A 13985-nucleotide genomic window follows, 5' to 3' on the forward strand; every position below is an offset into this window, starting at 1 on the left:
GCGGGCGATCAGCCTGCTTCGCGAGCGCGGAGCGGGGTGCTGTCGTCGAGCGCATCGAGCCCGACCAGCCAGCGATACTGATCGATCGGCGCCGGCTTGCCGATCAGATAGCCCTGCACCGCATCGCAGGACTCGTCGACCAGGAAGTCGAGCTGATCCTGGGTTTCGACGCCTTCGGCCACCAGCGTGACGCCGAGGCCGTGGCCGAGGCCGATCACGGCGCGAACGATCGCCGCCGATTGCGGATTGCGGCCGAGGTTCATGATGAAGGCGCGGTCGATCTTGATCTTGTCGAACGGGAACGCCTGCAGATAGGTCAGCGAAGAATAGCCGCTGCCGAAATCATCCATCGACACCCGGACGCCGAGCGCCTTCAGCCGGCGCAGCAGCGACAGGCCGCGATCAAAATCTTCGATCAGCACGCCCTCGGTGATTTCAAGCTCCAGGCGGCCCGGTTCGAGCCCGGTCTGCAGCAGCACCTCGTGCACGAAGGCGACCAGATCAGTGTTGAGGAATTGCGCCGGCGACAGGTTGACGGCGACCTGCAGCGGCCGCGCCCATGAGGCGGCCTGACGGCAGGCTTCGCGCAAGATCCATTCGCCGAGCTCGACGATCAGCCCGCTCTCTTCGGCGAGCGGAATGAACTCGCTCGGCGGCACGAAGCCGCGGGTCGGATGGCGCCAGCGCGTCAACGCCTCGAAGCCGACGATATCGTTGTTGCCGACGCGCTTGGTGCTCGACGCCTGCGGTTGGTAGTACAGCGACATCTCGCCGTTGCGGATCGCGTTCGACAGATCCTGATGCAGCACCCGGCGGTCGCGGATCTGCATGTCCATTTCGGGCTCGAACACCGTGACAGAGCCGCGCGCCTTGGCCTTGGCGCGGAAGAGCGCAGCGCCGGCATTGGCCAGCAGCGAAGCGGCGTCGGTGCCGTTGGCAGGAAACAGCGCCACGCCGGTGGTGACGCCGATCCGCACCGTCTTGTCGTCGATGACGAAGCCGGGTGCGAGCGCTTTCGCCACCATGCCGGCGAGATTGCGGGCCGCGGCCGGCTGCGGACCATCGATGATCAGGCCGAATTCGTCGCCGGACAGACGCGCCACCACGCCGCCGCGCGAGGCCCATTCGATCCGCCGCGCCACCTCGACCAGCAGCTTGTCGCCGATCGCGTGGCCGAACACATCGTTGATCTCCTTCAGACCATCGAGGTCGACGGAGAGCACCGCGAATTCATCGACCGCGTTGTCGCACGCCTCGATCATCTGGGTCAGCGACTTCAGGAAGGCGTCGCGGTTCGGCAGGTTGGTGAGGCCGTCGTGATACGCCATATGGGCCATCCGCGCCTCGGTCTGGCGGCGGTCGGTGACATCCACATGGGTCTTGATCAGATAGTTCACCTGGTCGGCCTGATCGGTCACGGTCATCCGGCGGGTGACGAACAGCCGCAAGCCGCCGGCGGTCGAAATCGGATGCTCCTCGACGACGAGGCCGCCCTTGCGGATCGCCAGTTCGTCGCGCTCGGCGATCAGCCGCGCTTCCTTGGCGTTGAAGATTTCGCCGGTGGTCAGCCCGGTGGCATCCTCGCGGCGGCGGTTGAGAATGATCTCGGCACCGCGGTTGGCGAGCACGTAGCGGCCGTCCGCGGTGTTCTGCACCGTCAGCGCCACCGGAATGTTGTCGATCACCAGTTCGAGGAAGCGCTTGGTCTTTTCCAATTCGACCGACAATGCGCGGCGATTGGTGATGTCCTCGAACAGCGCGATCAGGAATTCCGGCTCGCCGTGTTCGTTGCGGGCGACCACGCGGTTGCTGGCGAGAATGCGATCGCCCCGCCCCATCTCGACGGTCAGCTCGGACTGATAGGCGCCGGTGGTGGATTGCAGCGCGCTCTCGTCCGCCGCGCGGATGCTCGCCGCGGAGCGCGCCGGATACAATTGGTCGGCGGTGGCGCCGATGATCTTGTCGCGGCTCAGCCCCGACAGGGTCTCGAACGCCCGATTGGCCAGGATGTAACGGCCGTCTTCTATGCTCTTGGCGGCGACGCAGACCGGGATGTTGTCGATCACCGATTCCAGGAACTGCTTGGTGGTCGACAGCTCCTTCGACATTCGGCGCAGTTCGCTGCAATCGTCATGGGTCGCAATGGTGCCGCCATTGGCGAGCCGCGAGAACTTGACCTGGATGCAGCGGCCGTCGGGCAGTTCGGAAACGTAACCCTGCGGCAGGCCGGCGTTGCGGTAGAACTCGTCATTGGTGAGATCGAGCATCCCGCGGGCACGGCGCAGTGCCAACAGATCGCGCCCGGGCATTCCCGGCGCGACCTCGGCGCGCGTCAGTTTGTACATCTCGAGATAGCGATCGTTGCAGAACACGATCCGGCCCGAGGAATCGGCGATGACGACGCCCTGCTGCAGCTTGTTCAGCACGGAATCGACCAGCATGTTCTTGCGGCGATGGGCGCGGCGCTGCTTGCGCAGCATCGAGGTCGCCCACAGCGCGGTCGCGCACATGAAAGACGCGACAACGAAGCCGCCGATCAGCAACTCCCAGAGGATCTCGGGCTCGATGTTGCCGATGTAGCTGGAGGGCACGAAGCCGGGCGCCGCGTTAGCCGCCGACGAAAACAGACAGGTGCCCAATGCAGCACATGCTGCCCCCCTGCCCGCTTTCCTCATCCGCGCCGTCATAAAACACCCAGAGATTGCAATCCGAGTCTGGTGCAAGAGATGTTTGGAACATGTAAACACCGCTGGCCCGGCAGGCAGTGATTGCGCGAATTTTCATCAATTGACCCGAGATGGTTAACCCGATCATAAACGCCGCGGGACGAGTCAATCGCAACAAGAGCGCGGATCGATGGAAGAAGTTGAGTGCGTCGTCGTCGGCGCAGGGGTGGTCGGGCTGGCGATCGCGCGGAAATTGGCGCAGCAGGGCCGCGAAGTGATCGTGGTCGAGCAGGCCGAAGCGATCGGAACCGGCACCTCGTCGCGCAACAGTGAAGTGATCCACGCCGGCATCTATTATCGGGCCGGCAGCCTGATGGCGCAGCTCTGCGTCGCCGGCCGCCGCGCGCTGTATGCCTATTGCGCCGATCACGGCATTCCGCATCGGCAATGCGGCAAGCTGATCGTCGCCACCACCGCGGCGGAAGCCGCCAAGCTGGAATCGATCCGAGCCCACGCCGCCGCCAACGGCGTCGATGATCTGCGCGCGATCGACGGCGCCGAAGCGCAGCAGATGGAGCCGGCGCTGTCCTGCGTCGCCGCACTGGTGTCGCCGTCGACCGGCATCGTCGACAGCCACTCTTACATGCTGGCGCTGCGCGGTGACGCCGAAGCCGCCGGCGCGGCGTTTGCGTTTCACGCGCCGCTGCTGTCGGCACGCCGTGAAGGCGAGCTGCTCGCGCTCGAGATCGGCGGCGAGATGCCGATGACGCTGGGCTGCCGGATGCTGATCAATGCCGCCGGCCTCTGCGCAACCGCTGTGGCGCGTTCGATCGCCAGCATGCCGACGGAGCTGGTGCCGACGCCGTATCTCGCCAAGGGCAATTACTTCACCTGCAGCGCGCGCGCGCCGTTCTCCCACCTGATCTATCCGGTGCCGGAGCCCGGCGGGCTCGGCGTTCATCTGACGCTGGATCTCGGCGGCCAAGCGAAGTTCGGTCCCGACGTCGAGTGGATCGACGAGCTCGACTACGTGGTCGATCCGGCGCGCGCGGAACGGTTCTATCCGGCGATCCGCAAGTACTGGCCGGGCCTGCCGGACGGCGCGCTGTCACCCGGTTACTCCGGCATCCGGCCCAAGATCGTGCCGCCGTCGGTCGCTGTGCAGGATTTCGTAGTGCAGAGCCCGCGTGAGCATGGCGTGCCGGGGCTGATCAACCTGTTCGGGATCGAATCCCCTGGGCTGACGGCTTCGCTGGCGATTGCCGACCACGTCGCCACGCTCACCGGCTGATCGCACGCGGACAGAAGCCCGCCCTATCCCGAAATATCGAAAATCGATTTTCCGTTGACGCGCGGCCCATCCTGCGATTTGTTCGCAGCATGAGCAGCGCAAGTCCGATCCTTCACTATGCGTTGGATGGCGACGGCCCGCGGAGCCTGACCTCCGCGGTCCAGGAGCGGATACGCGCCGATATTTTGGCGACCCGCCTGCTGCCGGGACAAAAGCTACACATCGCCGGCCTCGCCAAGCAGTTCTCGGTCAGCCTCGCGGCCGTCCGTGAGGCGTTGTCCCGCCTCGTCGCCGACGGGCTGGTGCAGGCCGCCGACCAACGCGGCTTCCGCGTCAGCCCGGTGTCTCTAGAGGATCTCGCCGACGTCACCCGATCGCGCATCGAGATCGAGGGATTGATGCTACGGCGATCAATCGAACTCGGCGACCAGGCTTGGTTCAATGCGGTCGAAGCCACCTGGGGGACTCTGAAGGCGTTTCCGCACCGTTTTCCGGGCGACGATCCCCTGCACTACGACGAATGGGCCAAGCACCATAACGCCTTTCACCTCGCGCTGGTGAGCGGCTATGACTCACCCTGGCTGCTGCGCTTCCGCAACCTTCTGCATGAACAAAGCGAACGCTACCGACGGCTGTCGATCCGGCGCGACTCCGGGCGCGATCCGGCCGATGTCGACATCGAGCATGCGGCCATCGTCGATGCGGTGATCAGGCGCGACGCCGAGGCGGCGGTCGCGGCTTTGGCCAAGCATTTCACCGCAACCAAGGACAGCGTCGCGATCTCCTCCGGTGGATTTCTCGAGGCTGATCGGGCGGTGTGACTGATCGGGTCTCGCCGATATTCGCGGCGCGGCCAGCGTCGCTTAAGTGATCGAAACGATGGCCGAGGGCGCCCGAGGGCCGCCCCGAGCACCGCAACAGCGGCTTTGCGCGATCGAAAGCGGTTCGCGCGAAGAGAACAGCCCAAAGCCAATGAAAACTCCGGTCGCCTGCGGCCGATCGCCAATCTCCGATCCTGCAGCGACCATTCGACCGAAACGACGACCGGCACATTCAACGACCGGCACCAGCAAAAAACCAAACGGAGGAAACCAGCATGCGCATGACGACCGCGCGGGCATTGCTCGCCGTATCCCTCGGCCTGATCGGCACCGCCGCATCAGCCGAGGACCAGCCGGGGATCACCCAGACCGAAATCCGCATCGGGCAGACCATGCCCTATAGCGGGCCGGTTTCGGCATTCGGGATTCTCGGCAAGGGCGAGCTCGCTTACTTCAAGATGGTCAACGATCGCGGTGGCATCAACGGCCGCAAGATCAACCTGATCTCACTCGACGACGGCTACGTGCCACCGAAAACGGTGGAGCAGACCAGGCGGCTGGTCGAAAGCGACGAAGTCTCGTTCATCTTCTCCACCATGGGCACCGCGCACAACACAGCAATCGCCAAATATCTGCAGAGCAAGAAGGTGCCGCAGCTATTCGTCGCTTCCGGCGCCTCCAAATTCGGCGACATCTCGCAGTACCCACTCGCCATCATGGGCATCATGGCGCCGTTCCGCAACGAAGCGAGAATGTACGCCCGCTATGCCCTGGAGAAGAAGCCGGACGCCACCTTCGCGGTGATCGCTCAGAACGACGATTTCGGGCGCGACTATCTTGCCGGACTGCGCGATGTGCTCGGCGAGCGCTACGACAAGGCGGTGACCGCGAGCATGTACGAAGTCACCGACCCGACCATCGACTCGCAGATCGTCAGCCTGAAAGCCAGCGGGGCCGACGCGCTGATCATCGCAGCAACACCGAAATTCGCCGCCCAGGCGATCCGCAAGACATTCGAGATCGGCTGGAAGCCGATGCGCTTCCTGTCCAACGTCTCGGTGTGGATGTCATCGGTGATGGAGCCGGCCGGCGTCGACGCCGGTGTCGGCATCATCTCGACCGCTTACGTCAAGGATCCGCTCGATCCTGCATGGACCGACGATCCCGGCGTAAAGGATTGGCGGGCCTACATGCAGAAGTACATTCCGGACGGCGACTTGCGCGATTCCAACTACGTCAACGGCTACAACAACGGCATGGTGCTCGAACACGTGCTGAAGGCGGCCGGCAACGATCTCAGCCGCGACAACATCATGAAGCAGGCGCTCTCGATCAAACAGCTGGAGCTGCCGATGCTGCTGCCGGGGATCAAGGTCCAGACTGCGGCCGACGACCACCTTCCGATCGAACAGGTCCAGTTCATGCGCTTCACCGGCAAGCAATGGGAACGGTTCGGAGAGGTGCGCTCAACCGAGTAACGCGCTGTACGCGGCGGCGTCGCGCTTCTTGCGTCAATACTGGTGCAAGCATCGCGTCGGCCGCCATGCGCGGCGGGCCAGCGTGCTCAATCATCGGATCGGGAATCGGCACTGTCCGCGACACACGGATTCGCGTCGAGCAATGAACACTCACGCGAACATCGCGCCGATTGATCAAAGTGGTTGGGATTGGTTGCCAGGATCTGCGGCGTTTATGGCGATTGCCGATCACCTCGCCGCCTTGCGGCGCTGTGACCGGCGTCAATCACCTGGGGATTGGGACTTCAAATCCCCTCTGGCGCCGCCCGGAAGGCTCTTCGGCGTCAGAGGTGAATGATGTCCCGAAGCTGTCGCCATCACGTCGTCGGCATCATCGATGCGGACGTCAGCGAGGGGCAGCTTTGCTGCAGTGCAGTGAGGGAGGTCAGTGTACGCTGGTCTTGGTTTGCTTCAGTTTCGCGATTTGATCCCGGACCATGAGCTTGCGACGTTTCAGCTCGGCAATACGCACGTCGTCCGTAGAAGGATGGGCGAGAGCGTTGTGCAATTCGGTCTCCAGAACTTTGTGCTTGCGTTCCAGTTCGACGAGATGCGCCTGAATTGCCATACGAAACCTCCTCTTTTGATGAGACTGAGTTTCCATCCGGACGAGGAAGTGTACATCTCTGGTGGCGTCTGTCGATAGGTCTTGAAATATCCGCGTCATAATTTCGCGCCTCACGAAACGATTCGTGAGCACGATCAGTTCATCCCCGCAAACGCCCGAGGATGAGGGGTTTCCGCGAAAGCATCGAATGTCCGAACGCGGGTTTTGGAATTATTCACCTGACGAAGGTCGTACGCCGCACGATGCGCGGACGCACCGCTTGCTCGCAACGCCGCAAAGGCGATAATGACGGCGAACTGATCGACATTCCTCCGCAACCGGGCCGCGCTTCGCGAACCGGTTCAAGCCGACACTGATCATGACCGACGAAGACGAGGGCGACCTCGGTGCCGAGCTGGCTAAGCTGCAACAAGAGCACCGCGATCTCGACGCCGCGATCGATGCGCTGCACCATTCGCCTGCGCCCGATCTGTTGCGTCTGCAGCGGCTGAAGAAGCGCAAGCTGGCGCTGCGTGATCGCATCGCCTTCATCGAAGATCAGATCACGCCCGACATCATCGCTTGATCTTGGCTGCCGACGTCTTGGCAGCCGACGCCGCGCGGCGCTCTGCCTTGCGGGCATACATCGCCTGATCGGCAACGGCGAACGCTTCGGCAGCGTCCATCTCCGGCGTCAGCATCGCAACGCCAGCGGAGATCCCGACCTCGATCGTTTGATCGCCATAGCGGATCGCAAGCTCGTCGACCGCCGTCTCCAAGCCGAGCGCTTTGGCGCGCGCGTCGGTTTCGTCGAGATTCCACAACAGCAAGGCAAACTCGTCACCGCCGAGCCGGCCGATCAGATCGGACGCCCGGACGTGGCGCAGCAGCGCCTCGGTCACCGCCTTCAGCACGACGTCGCCGGCGGCATGGCCGAGGGTGTCATTGACCGGTTTCAGCCGGTCGACATCCAGCATGATCAGCGCACCGCCGGCGCCGTAGCGCTTGATGTAGGCCAGCGCCCGGCCGAGCTCGCGCTCGAAGCCGCGGCGATTGGCGATGCCGAGCAGGAAGTCGGTTTCGGCGGACGCGCGCAGCACGTCGATCTCGGCCAGAGCGGCGGCCAATTGGGCCTTCAGCCGGCGGATCTTGAGCTGCGGATCGGCCGGCAGCCGCCCCCCGGCAACCTGCGCCCGCGGCGTCGCCGGGGCCGGGCGCGGCCCGGCAGTCGGCAGTTTTCGCTTCTTGGCGGCAGGTTTCGGGGTCCCACGGTCGACGGAGCGGCGGGCGGACGAGGGGCGGATGGGCTTCTTTTTCATCAGAATCAGCCGGAGAACCGCCACAACACTTGCCGCTCTTCACCAAGAAAGGATAGTGCATTCCGGACGCCTTGGCCGGAGCGGCTGGCGTTCCTATAATCCCCACCTATGTTTCTGGATTCACGACAGAATCGCTCGAAAGAATCGTTTGAATGACAGCTCCCGTCGCGATCATCATGGGCAGCCAGTCGGACTGGGAGACGATGCGGCATGCCGCCGACACCCTGACCGCCCTTGGCGTCGCCCATGACGCCCAGATCGTTTCCGCGCATCGCACCCCCGACCGTCTCTATACCTTCGCCAAGGGCGCAAAGGCAGCGGGTTACCGCATTGTCATTGCCGGCGCCGGCGGGGCTGCGCATCTGCCGGGGATGACCGCGGCGCTGACGGAGCTGCCGGTGTTCGGCGTGCCGGTGGAATCCAAGACGATGTCGGGCCTGGATTCGCTGTATTCAATCGTGCAGATGCCGGCCGGCATCCCGGTCGGCACGCTGGCGATCGGCAAGGCCGGCGCGATCAACGCGGCGCTGCTCGCCGCGAGCGTGCTGGCGCTGACCGATTCCGATCTGGCGACGCGGCTGGCGGCATGGCGCAAGGCGCAGACCGATTCGGTCGCGGCCCGGCCGGAGGGCGCAGCGTGAGCACATCCCGCCGTGAACCGCTGAAGCCCGGTGATACCATCGGCATTCTCGGCGGCGGCCAGCTCGGCCGGATGCTGGTGCTCGCCGCGGCCCGGCTCGGGCTGAAGTGCCAGATATTCTCGCCCGACCCGGATTCGCCGGCGTTCGACGTGGTGCAGAACGGCACCTGCGCCGAATACGCCGATGTCGAAGCGCTGGAATCGTTTGCTTCCGACGTCGACGTCATCACCTACGAGTTCGAGAACGTGCCCGCTTCCGCCGCGCTGGTTCTGGCGGCGCGCAAACCGGTGCTGCCGAACCAAACCATCCTGGAGACCACCCAGGACCGCTTGGCCGAGAAGGACTTCGTGTCCAAGCTCGGCATTGGCACCGCCGGCTATGCGGACGTCACCTCGCCGCAGACGCTGCGCGACGCGGTGACCCGGCTCGGTCTGCCCGCGGTGCTGAAGACCCGGCGGTTCGGCTATGACGGCAAGGGGCAGGTGATGCTGCGCCCGGGCGACGATCCGGAAGCGGCCTGGGCCAGCCTGGAGACGCGGGCTGCGATTCTGGAGGCCTTCGTGCCGTTCGAGCGCGAGATCTCGGTGATCGCTGCGCGCGGCGCCGATGGCCAGGTGGTGAGCTACGACGTCACCGAAAACGAGCACCGCGACCACATTCTCAAAGTTTCCAAGGCGCCGGCGGCGATCCCCGACGCGGTGGCGAGCGAGGCTCGCCGGATCGCCAAGACGATCGCCGATGCGCTCGGTTATGTCGGTGTGCTCGGGGTCGAGATGTTCGTGGTGCCCGGCGCGGACGGCCCGAAGGTGCTGGTCAACGAGATCGCTCCCCGGGTGCATAATTCCGGGCACTGGACGCTGGACGGCGCCTCGGTCTCGCAGTTCGAACAGCACATCCGAGCGATCGCCGGCTGGCCGCTCGCGGAGCCGGTGCGGCACGGCGCGGTGACCATGACCAACCTGATCGGCGCCGATGTTCACGACTATACCCGCTGGCTGACCGTTCCCGGGGCGACCGTGCACCTCTACGGCAAGCGCCATGCCCTGCCCGGCCGCAAGATGGGCCATGTCACGGTGGTCGAGCCGGGAAAACGCTGACGGAACCGACCAACGTCGCAAAACTTAATTGTCGCGTCAGGTGGACATTGCCGGCCCGATCTGGTACATGGGCGCCCTCTAGGTGGAGGGCCTGGCCGTTGTCGGCCCCGCCTAATCCAATAAATTCCGATCCGATCACTCTGAAGAGGATGCCGCGTGCAGGTTCTCGTTCGCGATAACAACGTCGATCAAGCCCTCAAGGCGCTGAAGAAGAAGATGCAGCGCGAGGGGATTTTCCGCGAGATGAAGCTGCGCGGACATTACGAGAAGCCGTCCGAGAAGAAGGCGCGCGAGAAGGCGGAAGCCGTACGCCGCGCCCGTAAGCTCGCCCGCAAGAAGCTGCAGCGCGAAGGCCTGCTGCCGAGCAAGCCGAAGCCGGCTTTCGGCGCGGATCGCCGTCCGGCCGCGGCGGCGCGCTAATCGCGCCTTTCGGCGACGAAGCGAACTGAGTTTGAAGAACGCGGGCCCCGGGCCCGCGTTTTTCGTTGTTGCTTCTTTCGGTGCTGCTTGGCGCTCGATCGGCGACCTGCCCCACAGAACAAAATGCCCGGGCGACGCCCGGGCATTGATGACTGTGGATATCGCGGTTGTTACTACCGCGGCAGGACCGAGTGGATCACCGACTTGGCGGTGAACAACACATCCTCCGCGACCGACGGCTTGCGGGCGGCATTGCCGTCGCCGGACGCATCCGCGCGTGCGCCCGGAATATCGGCGGGCGGGGTCGGCGGGTGCTGATCGCTGTCGCGCAGGTCGATCGAATCGGCAGGGCGGCTACTGGCCGGCACGGAGGCAGTGGTTGCCGGCGGATTGGCGTAGGGCGCAATCGACACATTGGTCGGCGCGACGTTGACGGCCGGCGGCAACGCCGGGGCGATGACGCGCGCGGCTTCCTGCTGCCGCGGCGGCTCCTGGGCGCGCGGCGGCTCAGGCACCTTCAGCGGCTCGGGGGCACGTCCCGGCGTTTCGGTGGCCCGCGGCGCCTCTGCGGGCGCGGACGCACGGAGACGCTCGACGGCGGCCCTGACGAGCTCGTTGGGATCGCGCGCGGGCTCGCTGCGCTCCTCCGGCACCTTGACCGGCTCCGGCGTCGCAGACGCGGTGCTGACCGGCTTGGACGGGACCGCCGCCTTGTTGTCGTGCACGGTGATCTGGTGCCGTCCCACTGGGCGGTCGGCGGGCTTGTCGGCCGCGGCCTTCTCAGTGGAGATCTTGTCGGCGCTGAGCTTGACCTTGAGCGGCTCGCTCCGGGTCGGCTCGGGCCGAGCAGCCTCCGCCGGCAGCGCTACGGCGACGGGCTCGGCCGGCTTGGCGGCCTTGGTGATATCGAGTTGCTGTGTCGCGGGGGCGGCCGGGGGCGGCGCGTCGGGCCTGGCGACGATGTACTGATTCACGACGTAGGCGGCGATCACGGTCGCGACCACCGACGGCAGAATCTGCCCGAGCAGTTTTTCGGTGATGAATTTCAGCATGGCCGGCCTCTTCCCCGCACGTGTGATGCTGGAAGTTTGAGGCTGATTGAGGGATCAACTGCGACCGATCGGTGGCATCGGAACGAGGTGTTCGGAGCGCCACCGAGCGGGCCGCGAGGCGAAGCTGGGCCCTGCCGCTTAACGAGAGGTTAAGCTTTCAACTCAATCTCGAGAAACACGATTTCGGCTGTGGATTCGTTGCGGACATCGTGTTGGACACCGGCCTTGCGGGCGTAGGAGCGGCCGGTCTTGAGCTGGGCCAGCGAGCGCGTCCCGTCCGGCGCCACGATGGTCATCTCGCCGTCGGCCATCGGGACCACGACGTAGTCCATGCCGTGGGTGTGGTGACCGGTCGCCGAGCCCGGCGGCAGCCGCCACTCGGTAACCCGCACCTCGTCGTTGTCGATCTGAATCTCGGATTTTGCCGCAACCGTCATGACGTCCCTTCTCCGGGCAGAACGCTGCCAACTAAGACACGGATACCACCAATCACCCTGCCCGACATCCGGCGATCCAGGCCCAGCGCCATGCGTACAATCGGCGCAGCTGATGCTCGGGCGGTATCGCCAGGTGGCATCGGATCGGTATAGTCGGCGGGCACCCTCAGGGTGAAAAACACCAAGGAGCACACGGGAAACGCCATGTTTTCACACGTCATGATCGGCACCAACAATCTCGAAGCGGCGAAAGACTTCTACGACAAACTGCTCGGCACCCTCGGCGTGCCGCCGGCGATGGTCGATCGTCATCGCATCTTCTACCGCACCAAGACCGGCACCTTCGCGGTCAGCAAGCCGATCAATGGCGAACCGGCGACTGCCGCCAATGGCGGCACGATCGGCTTCGTGGCGAAGTCCCCGGAAGAGGCCGACGCCTGGCACGCGGCCGGCGTCGCGGCCGGCGGCACGACGTGCGAAGACCCGCCCGGCATCCGCGCGATGGGCGACATGAAGCTGTACCTCGCCTACCTGCGCGACCCCGACGGCAACAAGCTCTGCGTCATGCACCGGATGTGAGGCTTACACCAATCTCCGTCATGCCCGGCCCTGTGCCGGGCATCCACGTCTTTCGGCGTCGACGCGCAGCAAGACGTGGATGGCCGGGACGAGCCCGGCCATGACGTGGATAGTGGGTCTGGCCCCAAACAAAAACGCCCGGCCTTGCGGCCGGGCGTTTCGTTTTGGGCAGGGCGTCGGCGGTTAGTGCGCCATCGCCTTGACGATGTTCTCGGTCATCTTCTTGGCGTCGCCGAGCAGCATCATGGTGTTGTCGCGATAGAACAGCGGGTTGTCGATGCCGGCGTAACCGGAGGCGAGCGACCGCTTGATGAACATCACGGTGCCAGCCTTCCACACCTGCAGCACCGGCATGCCGTAGATCGGCGAGGACGGATCCTCTTCGGCCGCCGGGTTGGTGACGTCGTTGGCGCCGATCACGAACGCGACGTCGGCCTGCGCGAACTCCGAGTTGATGTCCTCAAGTTCGAACACTTCGTCGTACGGCACGTTGGCTTCAGCGAGCAGCACGTTCATGTGGCCCGGCATACGGCCGGCGACCGGATGAATCGCGTACTTCACCTCGACGCCTTCCTTCTTCAGCGAGTCGGCCATTTCACGCAGCGCGTGCTGAGCCTGAGCCACCGCCATGCCGTAGCCCGGCACGATGATGACCTTCGAGGCGTTCTTCATGATGAAGGCCGCGTCGTCGGCCGAGCCGAGCTTGGCCGGGCGCTGTTCACCGCCGCCACCGCCGGCCGCCGCGGTTTCACCGCCGAAGCCGCCGAGGATGACCGAGATGAACGAGCGGTTCATGCCCTTACACATGATGTAGGACAGAATCGCACCCGAGGAGCCGACCAGCGCGCCGGTGATGATCAGCGCCGAGTTGCCGAGCGTGAAGCCGATGCCGGCCGCGGCCCACCCCGAGTAGGAGTTGAGCATCGAGATCACCACCGGCATGTCGGCGCCGCCGATCGGGACGATGATCAGGATGCCGAGCAGCAGCGCGACGCCGGTGATCACCCAGAAGGCGACCTCGCTCTGCGTGATCACCATGTAGATGATCGCCGCGAACATGATGACGCCGAGCGCGATGTTCACCACGTGCCGTGCCGGCAGCAGGATCGGCGCGCCACTCATGCGGCCCGACAGCTTGAGGAACGCGATCACCGAACCGGTGAAGGTCAGCGCGCCGATGGCAACGCCGAGCGACATTTCAACGAGGCTCTGGCCGTGGATGTTGCCCGGCTCGCCGATGTCGAACGCACCCGGCGCATAGAACGCACCGGCAGCGACCAGCACCGCGGCCATACCGACCAGCGAGTGGAAGGCGGCGACCAGCTCGGGCATCGAGGTCATCGGCACCTTCTTGGCGATGACCGCGCCAATGGCGCCGCCGATCGCGATGCCGGCGATCACCAGCACCCAGCCGAGCAGATCGGCCGGCGGATGGCCGGCGAGCGTGGTGGCAATGGCGATCGCCATGCCGCTCATGCCCATCAGGTTGCCCTGACGGCTGGTGGCCGGAGACGACAGACCGCGCAGCGCCAGAATGAATAGGACGCCTGCGATCAGATACAGAAATGCGGAAAGATTGGCGCTCATCGACGGCCCCT

14 protein-coding genes are annotated in these 13985 nt (G+C 65.0%); 8 read left to right on the top strand and 6 right to left on the bottom strand.

Annotated elements, in window-relative coordinates; translation table 11 throughout:
* Positions 1–8: 8 nt before the first annotated feature.
* Positions 9–2687 carry a sensor domain-containing protein gene (locus RPPS3_RS20945; RefSeq protein ID WP_199852162.1) on the bottom strand — a complete coding sequence of 893 codons (2679 nt, stop codon included), beginning with the start codon at positions 2685–2687 and terminating at the stop codon, positions 9–11.
* A 169-nt stretch (positions 2688–2856) separates the two neighbouring features.
* Between RPPS3_RS20945 and RPPS3_RS20950 the strand changes: the two genes are divergently transcribed.
* From RPPS3_RS20950 to RPPS3_RS20960, 3 genes are all read left to right on the top strand, one after another.
* Complete coding sequence (locus RPPS3_RS20950; RefSeq protein ID WP_107345782.1) at positions 2857–3957, top strand: NAD(P)/FAD-dependent oxidoreductase; 1101 nt, start codon at positions 2857–2859, stop codon at positions 3955–3957.
* Between the two features lie 89 nt (positions 3958–4046).
* Positions 4047–4778, top strand: a complete 732-nt coding sequence (locus RPPS3_RS20955) for a GntR family transcriptional regulator (protein WP_107345783.1) — start codon at positions 4047–4049, stop codon at positions 4776–4778.
* 275 nt (positions 4779–5053) lie between these two features.
* Positions 5054–6256, top strand: coding sequence for an ABC transporter substrate-binding protein (locus RPPS3_RS20960; protein ID WP_107345784.1), 1203 nt, complete (start codon positions 5054–5056; stop codon positions 6254–6256).
* A 424-nt stretch (positions 6257–6680) separates the two neighbouring features.
* Here the strand turns inward: RPPS3_RS20960 and RPPS3_RS20965 are convergent, their stop codons facing one another.
* Positions 6681–6863 (bottom strand): YdcH family protein, encoded by a 183-nt coding sequence (locus RPPS3_RS20965; RefSeq protein ID WP_107346713.1) that lies wholly within the window; start codon positions 6861–6863, stop codon positions 6681–6683.
* A gap of 358 nt (positions 6864–7221) precedes the next feature.
* Between RPPS3_RS20965 and RPPS3_RS20970 the strand changes: the two genes are divergently transcribed.
* Positions 7222–7428, top strand: coding sequence for a YdcH family protein (locus tag RPPS3_RS20970; protein ID WP_012497433.1), 207 nt, complete (start codon positions 7222–7224; stop codon positions 7426–7428).
* Here RPPS3_RS20970 and RPPS3_RS20975 read toward each other — a convergent pair.
* The gene (locus RPPS3_RS20975) at positions 7418–8161 is read right to left on the bottom strand and encodes a GGDEF domain-containing protein (protein ID WP_107346714.1); all 744 of its coding nucleotides are present in this window, start codon (positions 8159–8161) and stop codon (positions 7418–7420) included. The two genes, RPPS3_RS20970 and RPPS3_RS20975, sit on opposite strands and share 11 nt — an antisense overlap.
* Before the next feature lie 152 nt (positions 8162–8313).
* On the opposite strand from RPPS3_RS20975, the gene purE reads away from it, so the two are divergent.
* From purE to rpsU, 3 genes are all read left to right on the top strand, one after another.
* Positions 8314–8802, top strand: a complete 489-nt coding sequence (gene purE / locus RPPS3_RS20980) for a 5-(carboxyamino)imidazole ribonucleotide mutase (RefSeq protein ID WP_107345785.1) — start codon at positions 8314–8316, stop codon at positions 8800–8802.
* Positions 8799–9899 (top strand): 5-(carboxyamino)imidazole ribonucleotide synthase, encoded by a 1101-nt coding sequence (locus tag RPPS3_RS20985; protein WP_107345786.1) that lies wholly within the window; start codon positions 8799–8801, stop codon positions 9897–9899. The genes purE and RPPS3_RS20985 overlap by 4 nt, the downstream gene beginning before the upstream one ends.
* A gap of 156 nt (positions 9900–10055) precedes the next feature.
* A complete protein-coding gene (rpsU, locus tag RPPS3_RS20990; RefSeq protein ID WP_013504042.1) occupies positions 10056–10319 on the top strand; it encodes a 30S ribosomal protein S21 in 264 nt (87 codons plus the stop codon).
* Positions 10320–10492: 173 nt separating this feature from the next.
* On the opposite strand, the gene RPPS3_RS20995 is transcribed toward rpsU, so the two are convergent.
* Together RPPS3_RS20995 and RPPS3_RS21000 are read right to left on the bottom strand one after the other, a co-directional pair.
* A complete protein-coding gene (locus RPPS3_RS20995) occupies positions 10493–11371 on the bottom strand; it encodes a hypothetical protein (RefSeq protein ID WP_107345787.1) in 879 nt (292 codons plus the stop codon).
* A 149-nt stretch (positions 11372–11520) separates the two neighbouring features.
* Entirely contained in the window at positions 11521–11808 is a 288-nt protein-coding gene (locus tag RPPS3_RS21000; RefSeq protein ID WP_011159713.1) for a cupin domain-containing protein, read from the bottom strand.
* Positions 11809–12012: 204 nt separating this feature from the next.
* Here RPPS3_RS21000 and RPPS3_RS21005 point away from each other — a divergent pair, with 204 nt between their 5' ends.
* Complete coding sequence (locus tag RPPS3_RS21005) at positions 12013–12387, top strand: VOC family protein (RefSeq protein ID WP_107346715.1); 375 nt, start codon at positions 12013–12015, stop codon at positions 12385–12387.
* Between the two features lie 183 nt (positions 12388–12570).
* On the opposite strand, the gene RPPS3_RS21010 is transcribed toward RPPS3_RS21005, so the two are convergent.
* On the bottom strand, positions 12571–13974 hold the full coding sequence (locus RPPS3_RS21010; RefSeq protein WP_107345788.1) for an NAD(P)(+) transhydrogenase (Re/Si-specific) subunit beta: 1404 nt from the start codon (positions 13972–13974) through the stop codon (positions 12571–12573).
* Positions 13975–13985: the final 11 nt, after the last annotated feature.

Source organism: Rhodopseudomonas palustris, assembly GCF_003031265.1.
In the GTDB taxonomy this organism is placed as follows: domain Bacteria; phylum Pseudomonadota; class Alphaproteobacteria; order Rhizobiales; family Xanthobacteraceae; genus Rhodopseudomonas; species Rhodopseudomonas palustris_H.